Origin of the sequence: Pseudomonas sp. NY15435, from assembly GCF_048068295.1 — a bacterium.
In the GTDB taxonomy this organism is placed as follows: domain Bacteria; phylum Pseudomonadota; class Gammaproteobacteria; order Pseudomonadales; family Pseudomonadaceae; genus Pseudomonas.
Window position 1 is genome coordinate 15,555 of sequence record NZ_JBLUQA010000007.1, and the last position, 23,771, is coordinate 39,325.

Annotated in this window: 26 protein-coding genes; 17 read left to right on the top strand and 9 right to left on the bottom strand. The window is 65.9% G+C overall.

Features of this window, described 5'->3' with window-relative positions; all coding sequences use genetic code 11:
• Nucleotides 1–3 precede the first annotated feature (3 nt).
• The 3 genes from ACNFH5_RS17695 to ACNFH5_RS17705 all read left to right on the top strand — a co-directional run bounded on the left by ACNFH5_RS17695 (nt 4) and on the right by ACNFH5_RS17705 (nt 2,215).
• Nucleotides 4–894 carry a LysR family transcriptional regulator gene (locus ACNFH5_RS17695; protein ID WP_416748123.1) on the top strand — a complete coding sequence of 297 codons (891 nt, stop codon included), beginning with the start codon at nt 4–6 and terminating at the stop codon, nt 892–894.
• A gap of 90 nt (nt 895–984) precedes the next feature.
• On the top strand, nt 985–1,545 hold the full coding sequence (locus ACNFH5_RS17700) for a GNAT family N-acetyltransferase (RefSeq protein ID WP_416748125.1): 561 nt from the start codon (nt 985–987) through the stop codon (nt 1,543–1,545).
• Nucleotides 1,532–2,215, top strand: a complete 684-nt coding sequence (locus tag ACNFH5_RS17705; RefSeq protein WP_416748127.1) for a helix-turn-helix domain-containing protein — start codon at nt 1,532–1,534, stop codon at nt 2,213–2,215. The genes ACNFH5_RS17700 and ACNFH5_RS17705 overlap by 14 nt, the downstream gene beginning before the upstream one ends.
• Here the strand turns inward: ACNFH5_RS17705 and ACNFH5_RS17710 are convergent.
• The 3 genes from ACNFH5_RS17710 to ACNFH5_RS17720 form a co-directional block, all read right to left on the bottom strand.
• Nucleotides 2,204–3,091, bottom strand: coding sequence for a sterol desaturase family protein (locus ACNFH5_RS17710; RefSeq protein ID WP_416748129.1), 888 nt, complete (start codon nt 3,089–3,091; stop codon nt 2,204–2,206). The two genes, ACNFH5_RS17705 and ACNFH5_RS17710, sit on opposite strands and share 12 nt — an antisense overlap.
• Nucleotides 3,092–3,173: 82 nt before the next feature.
• A complete protein-coding gene (locus tag ACNFH5_RS17715; protein WP_416748131.1) occupies nt 3,174–4,301 on the bottom strand; it encodes an MFS transporter in 1,128 nt (375 codons plus the stop codon).
• 86 nt (nt 4,302–4,387) lie between these two features.
• Nucleotides 4,388–5,245: a LysR substrate-binding domain-containing protein gene (locus ACNFH5_RS17720; RefSeq protein WP_416748133.1), complete on the bottom strand. Its 858-nt coding sequence runs from the start codon at nt 5,243–5,245 to the stop codon at nt 4,388–4,390.
• 111 nt (nt 5,246–5,356) lie between these two features.
• On the opposite strand from ACNFH5_RS17720, the gene phnD reads away from it, so the two are divergent.
• The 7 genes from phnD (at nt 5,357) to phnX (ending at nt 12,418) form a co-directional block, all read left to right on the top strand.
• On the top strand, nt 5,357–6,229 hold the full coding sequence (phnD, locus tag ACNFH5_RS17725; RefSeq protein WP_416748135.1) for a phosphonate ABC transporter substrate-binding protein: 873 nt from the start codon (nt 5,357–5,359) through the stop codon (nt 6,227–6,229).
• Entirely contained in the window at nt 6,226–7,026 is an 801-nt protein-coding gene (gene phnC, locus ACNFH5_RS17730; RefSeq protein ID WP_416748137.1) for a phosphonate ABC transporter ATP-binding protein, read from the top strand. The genes phnD and phnC overlap by 4 nt, the downstream gene beginning before the upstream one ends.
• Entirely contained in the window at nt 7,023–7,841 is an 819-nt protein-coding gene (gene phnE, locus ACNFH5_RS17735; protein ID WP_416748139.1) for a phosphonate ABC transporter, permease protein PhnE, read from the top strand. The genes phnC and phnE overlap by 4 nt, the downstream gene beginning before the upstream one ends.
• Before the next feature lie 218 nt (nt 7,842–8,059).
• A complete protein-coding gene (gene psrA / locus ACNFH5_RS17740; RefSeq protein ID WP_416748141.1) occupies nt 8,060–9,148 on the top strand; it encodes an iron-containing alcohol dehydrogenase PsrA in 1,089 nt (362 codons plus the stop codon).
• Nucleotides 9,149–9,275: 127 nt separating this feature from the next.
• The gene (locus ACNFH5_RS17745) at nt 9,276–10,571 is read left to right on the top strand and encodes an MFS transporter (protein WP_416748143.1); all 1,296 of its coding nucleotides are present in this window, start codon (nt 9,276–9,278) and stop codon (nt 10,569–10,571) included.
• Nucleotides 10,572–10,627: 56 nt separating this feature from the next.
• Nucleotides 10,628–11,488 carry a LysR substrate-binding domain-containing protein gene (locus tag ACNFH5_RS17750; protein WP_416748145.1) on the top strand — a complete coding sequence of 287 codons (861 nt, stop codon included), beginning with the start codon at nt 10,628–10,630 and terminating at the stop codon, nt 11,486–11,488.
• Nucleotides 11,489–11,590: 102 nt separating this feature from the next.
• Nucleotides 11,591–12,418 (top strand): phosphonoacetaldehyde hydrolase, encoded by an 828-nt coding sequence (phnX, locus tag ACNFH5_RS17755; protein ID WP_416748147.1) that lies wholly within the window; start codon nt 11,591–11,593, stop codon nt 12,416–12,418.
• 188 nt (nt 12,419–12,606) lie between these two features.
• On the opposite strand, the gene ACNFH5_RS17760 is transcribed toward phnX, so the two are convergent.
• Nucleotides 12,607–12,897, bottom strand: a complete 291-nt coding sequence (locus ACNFH5_RS17760) for a DUF6021 family protein (RefSeq protein WP_416748149.1) — start codon at nt 12,895–12,897, stop codon at nt 12,607–12,609.
• A 194-nt stretch (nt 12,898–13,091) separates the two neighbouring features.
• On the opposite strand from ACNFH5_RS17760, the gene ACNFH5_RS17765 reads away from it, so the two are divergent.
• The gene (locus ACNFH5_RS17765) at nt 13,092–14,378 is read left to right on the top strand and encodes an OprD family porin (protein ID WP_416748151.1); all 1,287 of its coding nucleotides are present in this window, start codon (nt 13,092–13,094) and stop codon (nt 14,376–14,378) included.
• 257 nt (nt 14,379–14,635) lie between these two features.
• On the opposite strand, the gene ycaC is transcribed toward ACNFH5_RS17765, so the two are convergent.
• The 3 genes from ycaC to ACNFH5_RS17780 form a co-directional block, all read right to left on the bottom strand.
• Nucleotides 14,636–15,262, bottom strand: coding sequence for an isochorismate family cysteine hydrolase YcaC (gene ycaC / locus ACNFH5_RS17770; RefSeq protein WP_413352915.1), 627 nt, complete (start codon nt 15,260–15,262; stop codon nt 14,636–14,638).
• Between the two features lie 51 nt (nt 15,263–15,313).
• A complete protein-coding gene (locus tag ACNFH5_RS17775) occupies nt 15,314–16,000 on the bottom strand; it encodes a hydrolase (RefSeq protein WP_416748154.1) in 687 nt (228 codons plus the stop codon).
• A 97-nt stretch (nt 16,001–16,097) separates the two neighbouring features.
• Nucleotides 16,098–16,967, bottom strand: coding sequence for a pirin family protein (locus tag ACNFH5_RS17780; RefSeq protein ID WP_416748155.1), 870 nt, complete (start codon nt 16,965–16,967; stop codon nt 16,098–16,100).
• Nucleotides 16,968–17,068: 101 nt separating this feature from the next.
• Between ACNFH5_RS17780 and ACNFH5_RS17785 the strand changes: the two genes are divergently transcribed.
• Both ACNFH5_RS17785 and ACNFH5_RS17790 read left to right on the top strand, forming a co-directional pair.
• The gene (locus tag ACNFH5_RS17785; RefSeq protein WP_416748157.1) at nt 17,069–17,974 is read left to right on the top strand and encodes a LysR family transcriptional regulator; all 906 of its coding nucleotides are present in this window, start codon (nt 17,069–17,071) and stop codon (nt 17,972–17,974) included.
• 213 nt (nt 17,975–18,187) lie between these two features.
• The gene (locus ACNFH5_RS17790) at nt 18,188–18,568 is read left to right on the top strand and encodes an NUDIX hydrolase (protein ID WP_416748159.1); all 381 of its coding nucleotides are present in this window, start codon (nt 18,188–18,190) and stop codon (nt 18,566–18,568) included.
• Nucleotides 18,569–18,640: 72 nt separating this feature from the next.
• On the opposite strand, the gene ACNFH5_RS17795 is transcribed toward ACNFH5_RS17790, so the two are convergent.
• Nucleotides 18,641–19,612, bottom strand: coding sequence for an AraC family transcriptional regulator ligand-binding domain-containing protein (locus ACNFH5_RS17795; protein ID WP_416748161.1), 972 nt, complete (start codon nt 19,610–19,612; stop codon nt 18,641–18,643).
• Nucleotides 19,613–19,679: 67 nt separating this feature from the next.
• Between ACNFH5_RS17795 and ACNFH5_RS17800 the strand changes: the two genes are divergently transcribed.
• The 3 genes from ACNFH5_RS17800 to ACNFH5_RS17810 all read left to right on the top strand — a co-directional run bounded on the left by ACNFH5_RS17800 (nt 19,680) and on the right by ACNFH5_RS17810 (nt 21,785).
• The gene (locus ACNFH5_RS17800; RefSeq protein ID WP_416748163.1) at nt 19,680–20,537 is read left to right on the top strand and encodes a sterol desaturase family protein; all 858 of its coding nucleotides are present in this window, start codon (nt 19,680–19,682) and stop codon (nt 20,535–20,537) included.
• Entirely contained in the window at nt 20,534–21,130 is a 597-nt protein-coding gene (locus tag ACNFH5_RS17805) for an NADPH-dependent FMN reductase (protein ID WP_416748165.1), read from the top strand. Before ACNFH5_RS17800 ends, ACNFH5_RS17805 begins: the two co-directional genes overlap by 4 nt.
• Nucleotides 21,131–21,212: 82 nt before the next feature.
• Nucleotides 21,213–21,785, top strand: a complete 573-nt coding sequence (locus tag ACNFH5_RS17810) for a hypothetical protein (RefSeq protein WP_017518597.1) — start codon at nt 21,213–21,215, stop codon at nt 21,783–21,785.
• On the opposite strand, the gene ACNFH5_RS17815 is transcribed toward ACNFH5_RS17810, so the two are convergent.
• Entirely contained in the window at nt 21,772–22,416 is a 645-nt protein-coding gene (locus ACNFH5_RS17815; protein ID WP_416748167.1) for a histidine phosphatase family protein, read from the bottom strand. The genes ACNFH5_RS17810 and ACNFH5_RS17815 overlap by 14 nt on opposite strands.
• A gap of 295 nt (nt 22,417–22,711) precedes the next feature.
• Between ACNFH5_RS17815 and ACNFH5_RS17820 the strand changes: the two genes are divergently transcribed.
• Nucleotides 22,712–23,692 (top strand): diguanylate cyclase domain-containing protein, encoded by a 981-nt coding sequence (locus ACNFH5_RS17820; RefSeq protein ID WP_416748169.1) that lies wholly within the window; start codon nt 22,712–22,714, stop codon nt 23,690–23,692.
• Nucleotides 23,693–23,771 lie beyond the last annotated feature (79 nt).

The following is a 23,771-nucleotide window of genomic DNA, read 5'->3' on the forward strand; positions in this document are numbered from 1 at the left end:
GCAATGGACCGCTTCGAACAGATGGCCGTCTTCGTCAAGGCGGTTGAACTGGGCTCCTTCAGCGCCGCCGCCGAGGAGTTGCAGATGTCCTCCCAACTGGTGGGCAAGCAGGTGAAGATGCTTGAGCAGCACCTGGGCCTGTCGCTGCTCAACCGTACCACCCGGCGGCAGAGCCTCACCGACTTCGGCCGGGCCTTCTACCAGCGTGCCAAGCTGATCCTGGCGGACATGGAGGCCGCGGAGAATCTCGCCGCCGTCACCCGCGGCACACCCAGCGGACGTTTGCGGATCAATGCCCCTGTCACCTTTGGCATGCGCACCCTGTCACCGCGCCTGCTGGAGTACATGGTGCGCTACCCGCAGGTGTCGGTGGACCTGACGCTGTCCAACGAGCTGGTGGACCTGGTCAACGACGGTTATGACGTGGTGTTCCGCATCGGCGAGTTGGCCGACAGCCGCCTCAAGGCCGTGCCGCTGATGCCCTACCGGCTCGTGCTGTGCGCCGCGCCGGCGTACCTCGCACGGCGCCCGGCGATTCGCACACCGGAGGAGCTGAGCCAGCACGAGTGCCTGGGTTTCGCCTTTTCCGATGGCCGATCCAGCTGGACCTTCGACGGCCCGGACGGACGCATCGAGGTGCCGATTACAAGCCGTTTGACGATCAATCAGGGCGACCCGCTGCTGGCGGCCGCCATTGCCGGATTGGGCGTGGTGCTGCAGCCACAGGAGCTGGTCGGCGATGCATTGCGCAGTGGCACCCTGGTGCAGTTGCTGCCGCAGTACAGCGTGCCGACCTCGCCCATGCACATGCTCTATGCCCCGGACCGGCGTCTGACGCCCAAGCTGCGCAGTTTCCTCGACTTCGCCATCGCCGCTTTCGGGCGACCGGACTAGGGCTGTGCGCCAGTGCAGGCCGGCCTTGCGCAAGGCTGGCCAGCGACTGCCGGAAAACGGCAGACTGTCCCGGAAGAATCAGGAGCCGACATGGATAGCCACAGCCCACCCACCCTGCGCACCCAACGCCTGCTGCTCACGCCGGTGAAGCTGGCCGACGCCGAGATCATCCAGTGCCTGTTTCCGCACTGGGACGTGGTGCGTTACCTGGACAGCCGTGTGCCCTGGCCCTACCCGGCCGATGGCGCTCTGGTCTACGTGCGTGACATGGTGCTGCCGGCCATGGCATGTGGCGAGGAATGGCACTGGATGATTCGCCTCGCCAGCGAGCCATACAGCACCATCGGCAGCATTTCGCTCTATGATCAGCCCGGCAACCATCGCGGCTTCTGGCTGGCACCCGCCTGGCAGGGCCAGGGCTACATGAGCGAGGCCTGCGAGGCAGTGAGCCGCTTCTGGTTCGTGACGCTGGAGCGGCCGCTGATGCAGGTGCCCAAGGCCATCGTCAACCAAGGCTCGCGGCGCATCTCCGAACGCGAAGGCATGCGCCTGGTGGCCTGCGACCAAGGCCACTTCGTCAGTGGTGTCCTCCCTCGGGAAACCTGGGAAATGACCCGTGAAGAGTGGCTGGCACGCCATGCAGCCGACTGAACAGGCCTGGCAAGGCGAGCTCTGGCTGGGCGCGGACTTCTGCCTCGTCGCCGGCACCACCGGCCATGCGCGACCCCACGCACACTACGCGCATCAAGTACTGATGGCTCGCGAGGGCGAGGTGAAGGCGCTGATCAACGACCAGCCGCAGCAGGATTCGCTGCTGGTCATCGCCTCCAACCAGCGCCACGCGATACTCGACAGCGACCAGCACACGGTCACCCTGTTCGCCGAGCCGCTGGCCTTTGCGTTGGCCGATCTGGAGAGTGTTTGTCGACAGGCCGGGCCGAACCTGCAATCGCTGACGACACGCCTGAACGAACTGCCGCGCCGACAGCTCGACCCACGCCTGGAGAAGGCCCTGCAACGCATCCGCGCGCTGGACGACAGCGCCCTGCCCGCCCAGGCCCTGGCCGAGGAAGCCTCGCTCTCGCTGAGCCAACTGGAGCGGCTGTTCAGCGGTACGCTCGGCCTGTCGGTACGCCGCCTGGTGCTCTGGCAGCGGTTGCGCCAGGCACTGCGGCTGGCCATGGCCGGCGACAGCCTGACCAACGCCGCCATCGCCGCGGGCTTCGCCGATTCCGCGCATTTTTCCCGCTGCGTGCGCAGCCAGTTCGGCATCCGCGCCGACCTGACGCTGCGCCAGTTGAGGTTGCATCTACTCGACTAGCGCGCGGCGCAGCTCCGCCGGCAATGGCGCTGGCGAATGCGCAGCAGCGGCGCGGTGGAACGGCTCGGCGAGCTGCGCGATGTAGGCCACCGGGTAGTCGGGGCGGTCACCGATGCCCAGGTCGTCCTCGGCCAATTCGTAGTCCGGCAGATACAACGCAGTGCCCAGCAGGCGATCCCAGAAACTGAAGAACAGCGCGAAATTCACGTCCCCCGCCGTACCGTATTTCAGGTGGTGCAGACGATGCAGCGGTGCCCAGGCGAAGACATGGCGCAGCGCACCGATGCGCATGTCGACGTTGCTGTGCTGCAGCAGCAACTGGATGGCGATGGCGAATGCCAGCAACGCGGCAACTTCCACGGGAATACCCAGCAACAGCAATGGCAGCGTACCGCCGAGGGCTTCAAGCATCTGGTGCAGCGGGTGCTTCATCAACCCGTTGAACCCATACAGGCGCGTGACGCTGTGGTGCACCGCATGCAGGCGCCACAACAGCGGCGAACGGTGGCTGGCGTAGTGCACCAGGGTGATGCCCAGGTCAGCGATCAACAGCGCTGCGAACAGTTGCAGCGCCAGCGGCCAATCCATTGGCCACAGGTCGAAATGCGGCAGCCACAGGGCCATCAACGCAATAGCTGCAATGCCCAGAGCGTTCAGCGTCTCGTTGACCAGCGCATGGATGAAGTCGCGAACGCCATCACCGTGGCTCGTGTTCCAACCCGTTCGATAGGGCCAGAGCCGTTCGGCGAGGAAGGCCAGCAGGATCGCCAATGGCAACAGCGCCGGCAGGCAGAGCAGCGATACGCCTTCACCGACCAGATAGAGAGCCAGACCAATGAAGCCGAAGAAGAACGTGGGGGCGTAGAGGTATCGCATGGGGCAACTCCAGTGCAATGGGAGCCGCCAGTGTTCCCGCCGCGCCGTCAGCCGCGCTTGAACAATCTGCGCATCTACCGGCTCATCGGCGCCAGGCACAACCCAGGGCGCTGAGCGCCAGAATCAGTGCCGCGCCGGCGTACGCCCAGAGCGCCGGCACCTGCGGCAGCAGCACGCCGGCGAGGATCGGCCCCAGCCCGGCGCCGATATCGCGCCACACCGCATTGCCGGCCAGCGCCTGGATGCGCGCCTGCGGGTTGCGTTGCGCCACCAGCGTCACCACCAGCGGCAGTTGCAGCGCGCGCAGCACCAGCACGAAGAAGGCTCCGATGAACAGCCAGTAGCTGCCGAACATCAGCAACGCCAGCGAGGTAGCCAGGGACAGCACCACCAGCATGCGCAACGCGCCGAAGCGATCCGCCAGGCGCCCGCCAAACGGACTGAAAAGCATCTCGCTGAGGTAGCGCACCGCCATCAGGATGCCCGCCACCAGCACGCCGGTAGCACCCAGGTGGTTCTGCGCGTAGAGCGACAGGCCAAAGACGAACAGGCCGTCCAGGGTCACGCCTTCGATGAAGGACCAGGTGGCAATGCTGTCCGGCAGGCGCAGGCGGCGGCCGCTGCTGATGGGGATTTCATGTCCTTTGGCGGGCAGCGCGCGGGCGCGCCAGAGGCCGCACAGGGCTGCCACGCAGAGCACGAAAAACACGCTGCGCGGCCCGAAGGACTGCGCCATTACAGCCCCCAGCGGCAGCGCCAGCATCGGCCCGATGGACAGGGTCGCCCGCGAACGCCCGGCGCGCCGCGCGGCGCCTTGGGCTTCGGCGGTAGCGAGGGTCTGGGTGCTCAGGTTGAACGTGGCGAAGCACAGGCCCCAGACCAGGCGAAACACCAACAGCACGGCAAACCCGGAGAGGGTCGCCGAGGCCAGCGCGCAGGCCGCCGTCGCCAGCGCGGCAAGGCTGCAGGCAGCTCGATCGCCATGGCGGGCGTAGAAACGCACCACCCAGCCATAGCCGACGATGCGCACCAGTCGATTCGCCGCCAGCAGGATGCCCGCTTCCACCAGGGTCACGCCAAAATCCGCCGCGTACATCGGCAGCAGCAGGTAGAGCAGCACGTCGGCGGGCAGGCACAGGCCGAGCACCTGGGCGGAGTTGCGCGAATCTCGGTCGGCCCGCAGCAGGGCAGGCGCGGAAGCGGACGACATGACAGCCTCGTGACAACGACGGGGGCCGCAGGATAACCCGCGCCCCGCCCCGCAGGACAAGCCTTACGCCCGCGCCGGCAGCTGTGCTATCGCGCGAGTGTGCGCAGGAAGGACGCGATCACCTGGCTGCTGCGGCGCTCGGCAAGGAAGTACAGGTAGGTCTCGGTGCACACCGGGTCGCCGCTGATGCGGATGACCTTCAGGCGCGGGTCGGCGATGTACTCCGCCTCGGATACCACGCCGATGCCGATGCCGCGGATCGCCGCCTCGCGCAGGGCTTCGCGACTGCCGATCTCCATGGCGATACGCGGCGTGACGTCGGCCTTGTCCAGCTCCTGCTCCAGCGCCACGCGCGTGGTCGAGCCCTGCTCGCGACGCAGCAGAGGCTGGCCCTGCAAGGCTTGCAGGCGGACTTCGTCGTGGCGCGCGAACGGATGGTCGACATGGGCGAAGAGGATCACCGGGTGCCGCGCATACAGCTGCGCGACAAAGGCCGGATCGTCATGCAGCCCGGCCAGCACGCCGACATCGGTGACGTAGTTCTCCAGGTCGGCGAGCACCGAGGCGGAGTTGCCGATGCGGATCGATACATCGATCTGCGGGTAGTCGCGGCGATACAGGTCGACCATCTCGATCACATGAAACGGCCCTACTGCGCCGACCTTCAGTTGCCCCCGGTTGAGCTGGCCGGAGTCGCGCAGCAGGTTGGTCGCCTCGGATTCGAGCATCGACATCTGCTGGGCAATGGGCAGCAAGGCGCGGCCCACGGCGGTCAGCTCGATGCGACGGCCACGGCGGTGGAACAGCTCGACGTTGAACTCACGCTCCAGGCCCTGGATCTGCGTGGTCGCCGTCGGCTGGCTGAGACCGATGGCCCGAGCGCCGGCACTGAAGCTGGCGTGGCGAGCCACGGCGAGGAAGGTGCGCAGGCGGGCAGTGGACATCCATAGCTCCTATCAATGGATTTGCGTGCAAACCAATATTGATTTGATGGCGTGACTGTCACATGACAGCCCTAGCGTTGGCGCTACCGAACATAACCTCCGGGTAACGCCATGACTTCGCTGACCAGACTGTTCCGTTTCGCCGTGCTGCCGCTCGCCTTCGCCGCCGCCCTGCTGCCCGCCGCCCAGGCGCAGGACGCCCTCACCGTCGGCCTGATCCCCTCCGAGGATTCCCAGGCCATGATCAAGAGCAGCCAACGGGTGCTCGACCAGTTGCAGGAGCGCCTTGGCATGCCGGTGAAGCCTTTCGTGGCCACCGACTACAACGGCGTGATCGAAGCCCTGCGCGCCGGCAAGCTGGATGTCGCCTACCTCGGCCCGTTCTCCTATGTGCTGGCGAACAAGGTGGCCGGCGTCGACGCCTTCGCCGTGGCGGTGACCAAGAAGACCGGTACAAGTGCCTACCACAGCCTGATCATCGCCCGGAAGGACAGCGGCATCCGCAGCCTGGACGACCTCAAGGGCCACACCTTCGCCTTCGTCGACCCCAGCTCGGCCTCCGGCCATCTGTTCCCCAAGGCGGGCCTGGAGCAGTCCGGGCATGACCCGAAGGCGCTGTTCTCGCGGGTGATCTTCTCCGGCTCCCACGACGCCAGCATCCTCGCCGTGGAGAACCGCAAGGTGGATGCCGCCGCCGTGGCCGACCGCATCCTCGCCGGTGCCGTCAGTTCGGGCCAGGTGCAGCAGGACGACTTCCAGGTCGTGTGGAAATCCGACGACATCCCCGAATCGCCCATGGTCTGGCGCAAGAATCTCGACCCGCAGCTGCAGAAGAAACTGGTTGCCGCGTTCGCCTCGATCAAGGACGTGCCATGGGGCGACCAGGGCATGCTCAATGGCTTCCAGCCGACCAATGATGCCGCCTACAACGTCGTGCGCGACACCGCCCAGGTGCTCGACCTCGACCTGCGGAGCCTGAAATGATCCGCGTCGCCCAACTGACCAAGGGCTACGGCGACAACCCGGTACTGCGCGGGATCGACCTGCGCATTGAGGCCGGCGAGTTCGTGGTGATCCTCGGTCAGTCCGGCGCCGGCAAATCCACCCTGCTGCGCTGCATGAACCGCCTGGCGCAGGCCGACGGCGGCGAGTTGCAGGTGGCCGGCGTCGACGCCATGCAGGCTCGCGACACCCGCGAACTGCGTCGGCGGGTGGCGATGATCTTCCAGCACCACAACGTGGTGCCGCGCCTGTCGGTGCTGAAGAACGTCCTCACCGGGCGACTGGGGAGCGTCGGCGCTCTCGCCTCGGTGCTGCAATTGTTCAGCCGCGACGATGTCGCCCTGGCCCGCGAATGCCTGCGTCGGGTGGAGCTGGAGCACAAGGCCGAGGCACGCACTGATTCACTCTCCGGCGGGCAGATGCAGCGCGTGGGCATCGCCCGCGCGCTGGCCCAGCGGCCGCAGGTGATCCTCGCCGACGAGCCGGTCGCCAGCCTCGACCCGAAAACCGCGCAGCTGGTCATGCACTACCTGCGCGAAGCCAGCCGCACCCTGGGCATCACCGTGGTGTGCAACCTGCACCAGGTGGACCTGGCGCGGGAATTCGGCGACCGCATCGTCGGCCTGGCCAACGGCCGCCTGGTGTTCTACGGCACCCGCGAGCAGCTGGATGACTCGGCCCTGCGGCGCATCTACCAGCAACGCCCAAGCAGCGAGGCGACCGCTTACCAGGCGGCCGCCCGCGCGGTCTACGCCAGCGAAACAGGAGCCGGAGCATGAACCTGCGCAGCCACCACTGGATGGTCGACACGCCCCACACCAAACGCGGCTGGCTGACCACCGGCGCCGCCGTGCTGGCAGTGCTCTACCTGCTGCACTGGAGCGCCGAGGGCGCCCAGTTGAGCTGGAGCGAACTGGCCAGCGGCCTGCCGCAGATCGGCGACTTCCTCAGCCGCTCGCTGCCGCCGGACCTGAGCATCCTGCCGAGCCTCTGGGGGCCGGCGCTGGAAACCTTGCAGATTGCCCTCTGGGGCACGCTGCTGGGCATCGTGCTCGCCGTGCCGCTGGGCTTCCTCGCCGCCCGCAACCTGCACGGCAACCGCTGGCTCTACCTGGCTACGCGACAACTGCTCAACGTCATCCGCAGCATCAATGAGCTGATCCTCGCCCTGGTATTCGTCTCCGCCGTGGGCCTGGGTCCCTTCCCCGGTGTACTGGCCCTGGCGCTGCACGGCGTGGGCATGCTCGGCAAGTTCTTCGCCGAGAGCATCGAGGAGATCGACCAGGGCCCCATCGAGGCGCTGCAGGCCACCGGTGCGCGGCCCTTGCAGGTCATCGTGTTCGGTGTGCTGCCGCAAGTGATCACCGCCTGGATCGCCGTGGTGCTCTACCGCTTCGAGGTCAACCTGCGCTCGGCTACCGTGCTCGGCATGGTCGGCGCCGGCGGCCTGGGTTTCGAGCTGGTGAGCAGCCTGAAGCTGTTCAAGTACCAGGAGACCGCCACCTGCATCGTCGTCATCACGGTCATGGTGGTGCTCGCCGACCTACTCTCCAACCGCCTGCGCCACGCCATCCAGGGTAACGGGCGGCACTGAGCGCGCCCTTCCCCAGCCCCTTCTCACTTCCGCCACAACCTCCCGCCACGTGCGCCTTCCGGGCGCGCGCCGGGCAGGCTCACGCCCGGAGTTACTGCAAGATGCCCGCACCCGCCGTTATCGGTCTGGCCGATGCCCACCTGCGATCAATCGATTGGAACGAAACCGACGAGGCCCCGAGCATGGCCGCACGTTCAAACAACAACAAGGAACTGCCCATGCCTGCCCGATTCCATAATCCGGTCGCCACCGTTTTCGGCGGCGGCAGCCTGGACCGCATCGCCGAGCTGTGCGACGGCAAGGTCGCCCTGGTGACTTTCCCCGAAGCTGCACAACTGGGCTTGATCGAGCGCGTCCGCCACCTGCTGGGCGAACGCCTGGCCTACGTCATCGACGACGTGCAACCAAACCCCGACGTGGCCTGGCTGCGCGATGTGCATGAGCGTTTCTGGCGTGAAGCAGCCGATTGCAATACCGTCTTCGCCCTCGGCGGCGGCAGCGCCATCGACACCGCCAAGGCGCTGATCGTCGGCACCGCGTCCGGCCGTTTCGACGAACTGCTCGACCTGCTGGCCGCCGGCAAGCCCTTCGTCCCGGCCCGGCACAAGAGGCTGGTCGCCGCGCCGACTACCGCCGGCACCGGCAGCGAAGTGACGCCCTGGGCCACCATCTGGGACGCGCAGCAACAGAAGAAATACTCCCTGCACCTGGACTGCACCTGGCCGAAAATGGCACTGATCGACCCGGACCTGATGCTCAGCGTGCCCGCCGGGGTGACCGTATCCACCGGGCTGGACGCGCTGTCCCACGCGCTGGAATCGATCTGGAACCACAACGCCAACCCAATCTCCGACACCTTTGCCGTCTCCGCCATCGAAGACATCCTCGACTGCCTGCCGCGCCTGCAGCAGGACCTTTCCAGCCGCGAACTGCGCTCGCGCATGGCGCTGGCCGCGCTGAAGGCCGGCATGGCCTTCTCCAACACCAAGACCGCCCTGGCCCACTCCATCTCCTACGAGATGACCCTGCGCCACGGCCTACCCCATGGCATCGCCTGCTCCTTTACCCTGCCACTGGTGCTGGGCCTGGCCTGGGGCCGCGACGCCGACCGCGACCGCGTGCTGCAACGCGTCTTCGGCAGCGACCTCAACGGCGCCCAGCAGCGCCTGCGTGAATTCCTCCATCGCCTCGGGGTCAAGACCGAGTTCGGCGACTATGGCGTCACGACCGCCGAGGCCGAAGCGATGATCGATTTCGCCATGCAGGGCGCACGCGGCCGCAACTTCATCGGCTCGCAAGCCGCCTGAGGTCGTCCTTTACCGGGCGGCCCTGGCTGCCGCCTTTTCCTGTTGCACCGAAAACCTATTGCACCGAAGAAGAGTGCCGACACGCCGAGCCTTGCGCCGGCGCGAGCGAACAAGAAGGAAAACCGCCATGAACCGTGCACAAACCCTGCCTGGCCTTGAGTCATCCGTGTCGCCCTTCCGCGTGGCGCAGTGGCGCATGCTGCTCGCCGCGATGTTCTGCTACCTGTTCTTCTATACCGGCCGCCAGACCTTCGGCTTCGCCATCCCCGGTATCCAGGCCGAGTTCGGCCTGAGCAAGGAAACCCTCGGCTGGGCGTCCAGCGCGATGCTCTGGATGTACGCTATCGGCCAGGCCATCAACGGCAACCTCGCCGACAAGTTCGGCGGCCGGCGCATCATGAGCCTGGGCGCGGTGCTGTCCTGTGGCGCCAACTGGGTCACCAGTTTCGCCGGCGGCTTCGGCAGCCTGATCCTGCCGTGGGGCATCAACGGCTACTTCCAGGCCCTGGGCTGGGCGCCGGGCAGCCGCCTGCTGTCGAACTGGTGGAGCGCCGCCGAGCGCGGCAAGGTCTACGGCTTCTATGTGTTCGCTGCCGGCTGCGCTTCGGTGCTGTCGTACGTCACCTCGGTGGTGGTGATCGACGTCCTGCACCTGGAATGGCGCTGGATCTTCCGCCTGCCGGTATTGCTGATGCTCGCCGGCGGCATCGTGTTCTACCTCGTGGCCCGCGAACGCCCGCAGGACATGGGCTTCGAGCCACTGGCCGACACCGGCGTGGCGAACGCCGAGGACCGCTCCAGCGAAGCGGCCCAAGGTGAAGAGGAAACCTCGACCCAGCGCTACCTCGCCGTGCTGAAGAACCCGCGACTGCTGGTGGCGGCGCTTTCGCTGGGCTTCCAGAACGCCGCGCGCTACGGGCTGATCGTCTGGGTGCCGGTGCACTTCCTCGGCGCCGACTGGCAGAAGGGCCAGAGCTTCATCGACCCGAAGTGGATCACCATCGCCCTGCCGGTCGGCATGGCCGTGGGCGCGCTGAGCAACGGCTGGGTGTCCGACCGCCTGTTCGGCAGCAAGCGCTACCGCGCCATCGTGCTCTACATGGTGCTCGGCGCACTCACCAGCCTATGGATGTGGAGCCTGCCAGCGCACAGCGGCATCGGCCTGCTCGCGCTGTTCCTCTGCGGCTTCTTCGTCTACGGCCCGGCGTCGAGCTTCTGGGCGCTCTGCCCGGACCTGGTCGGCGCGCGCCGCGCTGGCACCGCAACGGGGATCATGAATTTCTCGTCCTATCTCTTCGCGGGTCTGGCCGAACCCCTGATCGGTCGCATGCTGGACACGACGGGCAATACTTCACTGATCTTCATCGTGGTCACCACGGCCTGCGTATGCAGCGCGGTGGTCGCCCTGTTCGTCCGGCGCTGAGGGCACGGCCATGCGGCAAGCCCTCCTGAAAGACTTCCTGCTGATAAAGAGAACTCATGTACCAGTACCACAAGTGGTTGCGCTCCTTTCATGCCGTGGCCCGCACCGGCAGCTTCACCCAGGCGGCGACGCTGCTGAGCGTCGGCCAGCCGACCATCAGCGAGCAGGTCAGCGGCCTGGAGAAGCGCTTCTCGGTGGAGCTGTTCCACCGGAGGGGGCGCTTCATCGAGCTGAGCCCGGCTGGGGAGCAGCTCTACGCGATCACCCAGGGCCTGTTCGGCCAGGAGGACGAAGCCTTGCAACTGCTGCAGAGCTTCCAGCAGCGCAAGCAGGGCATGTTGCGCCTCGGCGCAGTGTCGCCGCCGATCGCCATGAGCCTGACCTACTCGCTGATGCAGCGCTACCCCGACATCGAGCTGGAAACTTCCTTCACCAGCGAGGCTGGCACCCTGGAGCGGCTGTACAACTTCGACATCGACGTGGCGATCCTCGCCCTCTCGGAGTTCGACCAGCGCCTGAGCACGCAGCTGTACCGCACCTGCCCGATCCTCGCGGTGGTGCGCGACGACCATCCGTGGGCGCAGCAGGCATCGGTCAGCGTGCAGGAGATCGCGAAGGAGCGTGTGGTGCTGCGCGAGCCGGCCTCGCGCACCCGCCAGCAGGTGGAGGAAGGCTGCCGGCAGCACGGTGTGGAACTGGACTGCGCCATGCAGCTGAACAGCCGCGAGGCCATCGTCCATGCGGTGGTGCACGGCATCGGGGTCGGCTTCGTCTCCGCGGTGGAGTACGCCGACCGGCCCGGCACGCGCTCCATCGCCTTCGCCGAGGACCCGTTCCACATCGACTACTACCTGTGCTGCCTGGGCATCCGCCGCAAGCGGCCGATCATCGCCGAGCTGTTCGACTCCACAGTCTGATCGTCACGCCGAACAACCCCTGAAACCGCGAGCCCGCCACGAAAGCGGGCGGGCCGCGCTCACCCTGCATTTCACCCAGAATCCCCTCACAGGAGCACCACCATGCATTACCAGCAACCCCAGCAACTGCAGGCCGCCATCCTCGACTGGGCCGGCACCGTGGTCGATTTCGGCTCCTTCGCGCCGACCCAGATCTTCGTCGAAGCCTTCGCCGAATTCGGCGTGCAGGTCAGCCTGGAAGAAGCCCGCGGCCCGATGGGCATGGGCAAGTGGGACCACATCCGCACCCTGTGCGACATCCCCGCCATCGGCGAGCGCTACCGCGCGGCGTTCGGTCATCTGCCTACCGACGACGACGTCACCGCCATCTACGAACGCTTCATGCCGCTGCAGATCGAGAAGATCGCCGAGCACTCGGCGCTGATCCCCGGCGCGCTGGACGCGATTGCCACGCTGCGCAAACAGGGACTCAAGATCGGTTCCTGCTCCGGCTACCCGGCGGTGGTCATGGAAAAGGTCGTCGCCCTGGCGAAGACCAACGGCTACATCGCCGACCATGTCGTCGCCACCGATGAAGTGCCCAATGGTCGTCCGCACCCGGCACAGGCGCTGGCCAACGTCATCGCCCTGGGCATCAGCGACGTCGCGGCCTGCGTGAAGGTCGACGATACCTGGCCGGGCATCCTCGAGGGCCGCAGCGCCGGCATGTGGACCGTGGCGCTGACCTGCTCGGGCAACGCCCTGGGCCTGACCTATGAGCAGTACAAGGCGTTGCCGGCACAGAAGCTGGAACAGGAACGCCAACGCATCGGCCAGATGTTCGAAGGCTCGCGTCCGCACTACCTGATCGACACCATTGCCGAACTGCCGGCGGTGATCGCCGATATCAATGCACGACTGGCGCGGGGAGAAATGCCGCAGAGCTGCTGACAAGCGGACCCGCGCTTTTCGTAGGAGCCCGCTTGCTCGCGAAGCAACCACGTCGTGGAAGCCCGGTTCGCGAGCGAGCTCGCTCCTACAGGGAAGTGCCGTGCCCAATGAAACGAAGCCGTCTTCGGGCACATCGGCGCGGTGAGGTCCCACCCCTCTCTCCCTGAGGGAAAACAGTCTGCTCTGGCTTACTGCCGCGAATACGGCGGATAGCGGTCGCCCGGCACACGCCGCTGCTTCTGCGGGTCGGGGCCGTCCTGCGGTGCATGGGGTGGATGCGGCGGGTCGATCTGCGGATCGGCCAGGTCCGGCGAATCCGGGTCGAAGCCCAGCTCCGGGTCTACCTTGCGCGACCCGCCAGGCGGGCCTTCGCGCTTGGGATAGCCGGGCAGCCCGCGCCGGTCGCCGGGGCCTGACTGCGACGGCCAGCGCTCGGGCGCGACCGAGGGGCGTTGTCTGATTTCACCGTGACCTTTCATGCTCACCTCCAGTGGTTCGGGCAATGGCATCGCGGTTGACGCGGTGCCGCGCGGAAGGTTTCAGCCGATTGCCGGACGGTACCGCCTGCGGGTTCGTCGAGGCGCGCAACCCGCGATCTAGACCATGGTCGCAAAGACCCACCCGCTCATCTGTGACACCTTCGCGCGCTTTTTTAGCGCCCCGGAGTCACCGCATGCCCTCGCCCCTCTCCTCCAGCCCGCTCACTCGCCTGAGCGCCCTTGCCCTGCTAGGCGGCATCGCCGCCCCGGCCAGTGCCGACTTCCTGGAGGACAGCAGCGCGCGCCTGGAATCGCGCACCTTCTACTTCAACCGCGATTTCCGCGATGGCAGCTCATCCAACCCGCAGGGCGCCTCCAAGCGCGAGGAAACCGCGCAGGGCTTCATCCTGAATGTGCAGTCGGGCTATACCGAAGGCACTGTCGGCTTCGGCGTCGACGCCCTCGCCATGCTCGGCCTCAAGCTCGACTCCAGCCCCGCCGACAGCAACAGCGGCCTGCTGCCCTCCAGCGGCCATGACCCGCGCCACTCCGCAGATCAGTACGCCAAGGCTGGCGTCACCGGCAAACTGCGCGTCTCCCACACCCAGTTCAAGTACGGTGCGATGCTGCCGGACATGCCGCTGCTCAAGTACAACGACGGCCGCCTGCTGCCCAACATGTTCCACGGCGCGCAGCTGACCAGCGAAGAAATCGCCCACCTCAAGCTCACCGCCACGCGGCTGGAACGCTACACCGCGCGCGACTCCACCGACGCCCAGGACGTACGCCTGAACTGCAAGAACAAGCGCTACGCCTGCGACACCACCGGCAACCGCTTCGACTCCTACCAGGCCGACTACCAGATCAGTGACCAACTGCTGCTGCAATACGCCCAGGGCGGGCTGGAGAACGTCTACCGCCAGCGCTACGTCGGCGTGGTTGGCAAACAGGCGGTGGGTGCCGGCAAGGTCACCGCCGACCTGCGCTGGTTCGACAGCGACGACGACGGCTCGGCCCGCGCCGGCGAAATCGACAACCGCGCGCTGAGCCTGCTGCTGTCCTATGCCCAGGGCGGCCACACCCTCAGCGCCGGCTGGCAGCGCATGAACGGCGACAGCTCCATGCCCTACCTCGACGGCAGCAACCCCTACCTCGCCAACTATGTGCAGGTGAACGACTTCGCCAACGCCCAGGAGCGCTCCTGGCAACTGCGCTACGACTTCGACCTGAAAAGCGTCGGCGTGCCCGGCCTGAGTTTCATGACCCGCTACGTCAACGGCGACCACATCGCCCTGGCCAATGGCGACGAAGGCAAGGAATGGGAGCGCGACGTGGAGTTCAAGTACGTCATCCAAAGCGGAACCTTCAAGGACCTCAGCCTGCGCCTGCGCAACGCCACCTACCGCACCAACTACGAACAATCGGCGCGCGACGTAGACGAAGTACGCCTGATCGCCAGCTACAACTTCTCGATTCTCTGAGGCCCGAGCTTTCGCTAGCCCATGACATAAGGGTGAGGGTGAGGGCCGCCCCAGGCGCGGAGGTAGCTCGCAGGAGCGCACCTCGTCCGCGACATTCGTCGCGGCAGGATTCGATCCCACCAGGAGATGCCGTGGAACAGCGCATGAGGTGTAGGAGCGAGCTTGCTCGCGAACTGGCTCGGCACCAGCGCCACATGAACCACCGCCGACCATGATCCGCCGGGCCGCTTCATATTGCCGGCCCGGCGGGCTTCGTCTTACTTCTTGGCGGTCAGCGTGCTGTAGCTGGTGATGAGGTTGCGGTAGTCCGGAATGTGGTTGGAGAACAGCGCGGCGAGGCCTTCGATGTCGTTGCGCCAGTCGCGGTGCAGCTCACAGGCCACGCCGAACCAGGTCATCATCTGCGCGCCGGCAGCTTCCATGCGGCGCCAGGCGGCGTCACGGGTGACTTCGTTGAAGGTGCCCGAGGCATCGGCCACCACGAACACGTCGAAGCCCTCCTCCAGCGCCGACAGCGCCGGGAAGGCCACGCAGACCTCGGTGACCACACCAGCGATGATCAGCTGTTTCTTGCCGGTGGCCTTCACCGCCTTGACGAAATCCTCGTTGTCCCAGGCGTTGATATTGCCGGGCCGGGCGATGTAGGGCGCGTCGGGGAACAGGTCTTTCAGCTCCGGCACCAGCGGGCCGTTGGGGCCGCTCTCGAAGCTGGTGGTGAGAATCGTCGGCAATTTGAAGTACTTGGCCAGGTCGGCCAGTGCCAGGACGTTGTTCTTGAACTTGTCCGGTTCGATGTCGCGCACCAGCGAGAGCAGACCGGCCTGGTGATCGACCAGCAGAACGGCGGCCTGGGTCTTGTCGAGACGGACGTAGGGCTTGCTCATGGCATTTCCTCTTGGCAATGGAAGCCCGACCGGAGCCGGGCAAGGGTGGGATCAGCGTTGGGAGTCCAATACTTCGTGTTCGCTCACGACCTGCTGGGCCTTGGTGTAGCTTTCGATCAGCAGGCGGTAGTGCGGGAAGATCAGGCTGTAGGCCTCAGCCCACTGCGCGGCATCGGGGCGATTCCAGGTGCGCTGGATTTCCGAGGCAACGGCGGCGGTATCCATCGGCACCACACCGGCCTGGACCACACGCGCCAGGGTGATTTCCTGCGCGGCCTTGGAATAGGTGCCGGAGGCGTCGATAACGGCGAACACCTTGTAGCCGGCGTTGACTGCGGCAATCGCCGGGAAGGCCATGCACACGCTGGTGATCGTGCCGGCGATGACCAGGGTGTTCTTGCCGGTGGCTTTCACAGCGGCGACGAATTCGGGGTTGTCCCAGGCGTTGATTTCCCCCTTGCGCGCCACGTACTGCGCATGAGGCGCGGCTTCGTGGATCTCGGGAATCAGCGGCCCGTTGGGGCCCTGCGGCACCGAGGCGGTGGTGATTACCGGGATCTTCGCCAGCGTAGCGATCCTGGCGAGAGTGATGGCGTTGTTGCGCAGCTCGGTCATGGGCATGTCCTTGACCGTCTGGAACAGACCGCTCTGGTGGTCGATGAGCAGCATGGCGGTGTCGTCGGGATCGATCACCGGGCGCTGGCCGTTGAAGTTGGCAATCTGGTTGAAGTTGCTCATTTCGAGGGCTCCATGAAGGGCATCCGGCCCATAAAGCCCGCGCCTCCTGCGCGGGTGTTCATCCAGACTAGGCGACGCCTGAGTCCGGGGTGTGACATCAACGGGTCATCTGTCCGAAACGTCCGCTCTGGACGTCGGTAATGGCCTGCTGGATTTCGCTTTCGCTGTTCATCACGAAAGGGCCGTAGCCGACGATGGGCTCGTTCAGCGGCTCACCGCTGAGCAGCAGCACCAGGGCATCGCTGCTCTCGGCTTCCAGCTGCAGGCTGTCGCCGCGCCGGTCGAACAGCGCCAGTTGGCCTTCGCGCAGCGTTTCACCGCTGCCCAGTCGAATGTTTCCGCGCAGCACCACCAGGGCGGTGTTGCGCCCGGCCTTGACGACCAGTTCCAGCGGACGGCCGGGCTGCAGGCGCAGATCCCAGACATCCAGCGGGCTGAAGGTGTGGGCCGGGCCGGAGTGGCCGGCGTAGTCACCGGCGACAACCCGCAGGCTGCCGGCGCCGTCGGCCAGTTCGATGCGTGGGATATCGCCAGCCAGCAGGGTCTGGTAGGCCGGTGCAGTGCGCTTGTGGCGGGCCGGCAGGTTCACCCAGAGCTGAGCCATGTGCAGGTTGCCGCCGCTGCGGGTGAAGTCCGGCGAGTGGTATTCCTCGTGGAGGATGCCGTCGCCGGCAGTCATCCACTGCACGTCGCCGGGGCCGATGCGACCGCCACCGCCGCTGGAGTCGCGGTGTTCCAGTTCGCCTTCGTAGACCAGGGTCACGGTCTCGAACCCGCGGTGCGGATGCTGGCCGACGCCGCGACGCACCGTGCTGGGGCCGAAAGCATGGGGGCCGGCGTGGTCAAGTAGCAGGAAGGGACTGAGGTGCTCACCCAGGCTGTCGTAGGAAAACAGCGTACGAACCGGAAAGCCGTCGCCGACCCAGTGCGGCCGGGCGGTGCTGTAGATGCCAAGAATCTGTTTCATGAGGTGCCTCCTGTAGTGCATGGAGGCGACGATACGGATGGAACAATTGCCCCGGTAGTCGGCAAAAACTACTATCAGTGTTCCATGAGAGGAACACCGAAATGGATGATCTCAACGACCTCTATTACTTCGCCCAGGTGGTGGAACACGGCGGTTTCACCCCGGCCGGCCGCGCCCTGGACGAGCCCAAGTCGAAGCTGAGCCGGCGCATCGCCGCGCTGGAAGAGCGCCTGGGCGTGCGGCTGATCCAGCGCTCGACGCGGCATTTCTCGGTGACCGAGATCGGACAGGTTTTCTACCGGCACTGCGTGGCGATGCTGGTGGAAGCGGCGGCCGCCACCGAGGCCGTCGAGCAGCACCGCTCCGAACCTCGCGGGGTGGTGAACCTGAGCTGCCCCACGGCGCTGCTGAACTTCTGGGTCGGGCCGATGCTGGCGCGCTTCATGGTGCAGTACCCACTGGTGGAGTTGCATGTGCAGAGCACCAACCGCCAGGTGGACTTGATCCAGGAAGGCATCGACATCGCTCTGCGGGTGCGCTTTCCGCCGCTGGAAAGCAGTGATCTGGTGATGAAGGTGCTGGGCGAAAGCCGGCAGCGTGTGGTCGGTGCCCCGGCTTTGCACGAGCGCCTGCCGGCAAGGCCGACGCCCGCCGATGTCGCCGCCCTGCCGACGCTGCACTGGGGCGTAGTGCAGCGCGAATACCACTGGCAACTGGACGGCCCCGGCGGCGCCAGTGCGCAGGTGCGCTACCGGCCGCGAATGGTCACGGACGATCTGGTCGCCCTGCGCCAGGCCGCGCTGGCAGGCGCCGGCGCGGTGCATATACCCGCCGTGGTGGTGTGCGAGGACCTGAACGACGGCAAGCTGGTGAACCTGCTGCCCGACTGGGCGCCACGCACCGGTGTGGTCCATGCGGTGTTCCCTTCGCGGCGCGGACTGCTGCCGTCGGTACGAACCTTGCTGGATTTCCTCGGCGAGGAATTCGAGAGGAGCGACATGTCGTGAAAGTTCGCACTTCAACCTTCGACGCCGGTCCACTCAGGAGAAATACGAGTCGAGAATATGACGAGCTTTTCTTCGGAAAAGCCTGACATACCTTTTCAGCGACCAATCCTTACCATTTGTCGACATAAATGCCGTAACCACTTCATCTGGTTGGGAATCTCTGATTAATGTCTACTCTGAAAACTGTTGGAAGATTGTCGAGGAGCAGCCGGTATGGCTAAAAATCTGAAAGAGCGAGCAACGGTCATCTGCCGCCTCGACGACAAGATTCTCTTCGTGCGCAAATCCAAGTCGAAATGGAATCTTCCCGGCGGCCGCATCGAGGCCGACGAACGCCCCGGCCAGGCCGCCACGCGCGAGCTGATAGAGGAAACCGGGCTGACCATCGAGCAGATGAACTACGTGGCGCCGCTGGAGCTGTACCAGACGCTGCACTACGTGTTCGAGACGCCAGTCGACCCGGCGCAGCAGCCCACCCCGCTGAACGAAATCGCCGACTGCCGCTGGTTCACCCCCGAGGAAGCGAGCAAGCGCAATATCAACAAGTCGGTGCGGCGCCTGCTGCGCTCGTGCCTGAGCAAAGAGGCCGGCTGATGCCGGCCTTTTTCATTCGCCAGGATTACTGAATACGACGGCTAACCAGGACCAGGTCATCCGCCGGAGCCTTCAGCCTTCTCCGCCCTCGCCGATCCAGCGCTTGCGTGCATTCAGGTAGGCAGCCAGGTCGCCGTAGCCCAGGCGTTCGGCAATGCGCGTGCGGCTTTCACCTTGCAGTTCCAGGTGTTGTTCCAGCTCCTTGCGCACCTGGTCGAGCAATTCGCGAAAGCCCATGCCCTGCTCCGCCAACCGCCTGCGCAGGGTCCGCGGGCTCTGGTGCAACTGGTCTGCAACGCTTTCCAGCGCCGGCACCTCGCCATGTTCGAGCATGCGCCGGACGATCCCGGCGGCCCTGGCTGCCCAGCCGCTGAGTTGGCGCATACGGGCGAGCCGGCGATCAAGCTCCATCGTGAGCAACTCCACCAGGCCGGCGTGGCGCCCCTGTAGCGGCAAGGCGAGCGTCTGCGCGTCGAAATACAACCGGTTGCAGGCACTGCCGAACTCGACTCGCTCACCAAACCACTGCCGGTACTGCGCGTGGTACTCGGGCCGGGCATGGACGAAGCTGGCACGCACCGGTATGACGGAGCAGCCGGTGGCACGGCGCAATTGCGTCACGGCCATCACGCTGTAGTGCTCCAGCAGATAACGGCTCAGCGGCTCGGGGGCGTCGATGATCAGTTCGACGGCGACGGTGTCGCCCTCTTCCAGCAGGCGAAAGGTATCGGTGTCCGCAGCCAACGGGGCGTAGCGCACCCAGCAGAGCACCGCCTGGCGTACATCGGCGCAGAACTGCGCGAGGTGGGCGATCACGTGCCAGTCCTGCGGGGTGAACTGGCCGAACAGCTGCAGCCCGATGGCGGGTTCAAGGCTCGCCGCTTCCAGCCATAACTGTTCGAGCTCGACCAGGCTGTAGTCACTGTGACGACGCGCGCGGTGGCTGCTCAGGTAACGCTCCAGCACCTGGCCGAGCGGGCCGCGGTGGTAGCGCTGCGCCGCAGGGTTGGCCAGTTCTCCGGTGTTTCTGTCCTTTTCGCGCATGGGTCGCCGCTCGGTCCTGGGTTCTGATGGGCACGCCTTGTCCCATTGGACCCGAACCGAGAGTGTCATGACTACAACAACAATGCTGCTCGACAATCCGACCGTGATCGTGGCGGGGATCTTCCTCGCATTCATTGCCCTGGAGATGGCCCGCGCCACCTTTCGCCAACCCCGCGGCCAGCGCCGCGACGCGCTGATCGAGATATTCGGCTCCAGCCTGCTGCTGGCGGTGACCTTCCCGCTGGTGATGTGGGCCAGCGGCGCCCTGCTCGACCTCGCCTTCCCCGCCGCCGCCGGCTCCCTGGCGGGCATCCCCTGGCTGGCCGGTTTCGCGCTGTTCCTGCTGTTCGACGACATGACCCAGTACTGGTGGCATCGCCTGGCTCACCGCGTGCCATTCCTCTATGCCTTGCACCGCGCCCACCATTCCGCGCCGTACATGAGCATCCGCATCGTTTACCGCAACAACAGCTTCTATTACCTGCTGATGCCGGGCCTGTGGTTCTCCGGCGCGCTGATCCACATGGGGCTGGCGAACGTCTATTACGTCTACCTGATCGTGAAGATGTGCGTGATCTTCGGCGCCCACAGCAACCTCGCCTGGGACGACAAGCTGTACCGCATCCGCGCGCTGCGCCCGCTGATGTGGCTGCTGGAGCGGACCATCTCCACCCCCGCCACCCATTCCGCCCACCATGGCCTGAACGCCGATGACGGCGTGACCTACTACAAGGGCAACTTCGGCAACCTGCTGTTCTTCTGGGACGTGCTGTTCGGTACGGCGAAGATCACCCGGCGCCGCCCGCAGGCCTATGGCATCGAGGACCTGGCGCCAGTGAGCTGGCAGGAAGAGGTGTTCTGGCCGGTGGTGCGCACTCGTGCGCCGGCCAGTGGCAAGGACGTGGCGGCGGAGGTGGCACGATGAACCCGAATATCGTACTGATCGCCGGCTCCAGCCAGTTGGACAGCCAGTCGGCAAAGGTCGCCCGCTACCTTGCCGGGCGCCTGGAAAGCCTGGCGTTGTGCGGCTGGGCGCAGGTAATCGACCTTGGCGCCGATCCCCTGCCGTTATGGCCGGCGCCGGACACCCGGGACAGTTGGCCGCAGTACCGCGAGCTGCTGCGCGAGGCCGACGCGCTGGTGGTTATCGCCCCGGAATGGCACGGCATGGCCTGCCCGGCCCTGAAGAACTTCTTCCTTTATGCCGGACTGCGTGAACTGGGCCATAAGCCGGCTCTGCCGGTGGGGGTTTCCGCCGGCCTGGGCGGTGCCTATCCACTGGCCGAACTGCGCGCCTCCAGCTACAAGAACAGCCGCATCGCCTACCTGCCGGAGCAACTGGTGGTGCGCCGCGTCGAAGCCATGTTCAACGCCGGTCACCCTACTGATGAGGACGACCAGCGCCTGCGCGAACGCGCCGACTGGGCGCTGCACATGCTCTGCCATTATGCGGCCGCGCTGCGCGGGGTCCGCGAGCGGATCGACCTGCAGAACCCGGCCTACGCCAACGGTATGTGACGAGCCGGGAGGATGCGCGGGAAGGCGCTTCAAGGTATCTTCTGCGCCTTCCTACAAAAACTTCGACAGGATTCGTCTCCCGATGCTTCGCGCCGCCCTGCTCTGTGCCACCGCGCTGTGCTCCAGCCTGACTTTCGCCAAGGTCGAGGTGAAGCCGGTGCAGCATTCCAAGGTCGGCGAGGTGCTGGCGGTGCGGATCAGCGAAGACATCGCTCCGGGCGACTACGAGCGCCTGTTCAAGGGGCTGCTGGCCAACCCGGGCAAGTTCGCGCGCAAGGTGGCCCTGCTGGACAGCATCGGTGGCAGCGCCGCCGAGTCGATCAAGATGGGCCGCCTGCTGCGCGAATCCGGCTTCGAGACGCTGGTGCCGACCAACAGCGTCTGCCAGGGCTCCTGCGTCTACCTGCTGGCCGCCGGCAAGCACCGCACGGTGCGCGGCTATGTGGGCCTGCACCGCCCCTACTACCCCGCTGGCGATTCGTCCCAGGCGGCGGGCAGCTACAACGCCCGCAGCTACTTCCGCGACATGGACATTCCGCTGGAACTGGCTGACACCATGCAGAGCATCGACCCGCAGCGCATGCGCGTGCTGACTCCGCAGGAATTGCAGCGTTACCGCCTGGGCGCGACACCCAGCCAGATCAGCGCCCGCTGACGTTCAGCGGCCACTGGTCGGCATCGAGGTAACCCAGCAGGCGCGGAGTCTTGTCTGCCTCGCTGAGCACGAACAGCGTGGAGGCATAGTCCGGCGTCGCCGGATCATCCACGCTCACCGAATGCTCCAGGTCCTCGATGCACTCACTGTGGGTCACCAGGATCAGGTTGCGGTGCGCGACCTTGTGCTGCAGCGCCTGGCTGAGCATCGAGCCTTCGCACTTGTACAGCCAGGGCTGCTCCACCGGCGCGCGGTCGAACATCGAGGAAGCGGTCTGCACAGCGCGGACCTGGTCGCTGCTGAGGATGTCCGCGTTGGCCAGGCCGAGCGCGGCGAAGTCCTGACCGATCTCGTGGGCGCTCTGGCCACCGCGCACGGTGATGCCGTCGACGCTCCCCATGCAGGGCGCGCTGGAGCGATCGCAACGCTCGGCGTGACGCACCAGGATGATCAGGTCGCCCTGCTGCCAGTGTTCGCGCAGTTCCGCCTGGCGCTTGGCGTCCCCCACCAGCGGCGTCGGCCGGGAGAAATCCAGGGGCAGGAAGCCGCTGAGCAGCGCAATTACTGGGAGAATTGCCAGCAGAGATAGCCAACCGCGGGACAATGAGCTGAGGAATTTCGGGATGGGCATGGGTTCGGCCGTGCTACTGGGAAGAAATCCGCATCCGTTTCCCGCCATGAAGGAGGGAGGCCCGACCCATCCCTGGGATGTCCATCGCACTGCGGGGTTGTCAGATGGCGGGCAAGCAAACCCTATCGCCGGAATCGTGAAGAACCCGTTATGAATTGCTGAAGAATCCGTCTCTGTCGGAAATGACCGTCCGTCGTCCGGCCGCTTTCGACCATGCGGCTGACGCATTCGGTCGGATCAACGTCATCGCTTTCGTGATAGAAAGACGGCACAGTGCCATCAGAGAGCCGCCGCCATGCCGTACGACGCCTCCCCGGAAAATCCCGTCTACCAGACCCTCCTCGAGTCCACCCGCGCCATTCCGTGGAAGATCGACTGGAAATCCATGACGTTCGCCTATATCGGCCCGCAGATCGAAGAGCTGCTGGGCTGGAGCCAGGCCAGCTGGGTCAGCGCCAACGACTGGGCTGAACGCATGCACCCCGAGGATCGCGAGCGCGTTGTGGACTTCTGCGTGTCGCAGTCCCGCGAGGGCACCGATCACGAAGCGGACTACCGAGCCCTCACCTCCACCGGCGACTATGTGTGGATTCGCGATGTGGTGCACGTGGTGCGCGACGACAACGGTGAGGTGGATTCGCTGGTGGGCTTCATGTTCGACATCAGCGAGCGCAAACGCGCCGAAGAGCAGTTGATCATGCTCCAGCGCCAGCTGGAGGAATATTCGTACAAGGACGGCCTGACCGGCGTGGCCAACCGGCGCATGTTCGACTCGGTGCTGGACACCGAATGGGGCAGCGCCCAGCGCAGCGGCCAGCCGATCTCCCTGGTGCTGCTGGATATCGACTACTTCAAGCAGTTCAACGACCACTACGGGCACATCCAGGGCGACGACTGCCTGCGCACCGTGGGCAAGGCCCTGGCCGGCGCACTGCACCGCCCGCGTGACTTCATTGCGCGCTTCGGCGGTGAGGAGTTCGTGCTGGTGCTGCCGGAAACCGACAGCGAGGCCGCCCGGCAGGTCGCCGAGCGCTGCCGCACCGTGCTGCACGAGCAACAGATCAGCCACGAGAAGTCCAATGTTTCGTCGTTGCTGACCATCAGCCTGGGCGTCGGCACCGCCGTTCCCTCTTCCAGCGACCGCCCGCTGGACTTCGTCGCCGCGGTGGATCGATTGCTCTACCAGGCCAAGCAGGCCGGGCGCGACCGCCTGGTGACGGCGCAGTGGAGCCGAGGCGACGACTTGCGGCGCGATTCGGTGCGCGCCAGCTCCTGATAGAGCCGACTGCGACGTCCTGACTCGACCAATCGGGCAGGCGTAGGCGCGAGAGCTGACTAAGCTCTATAGCCACACG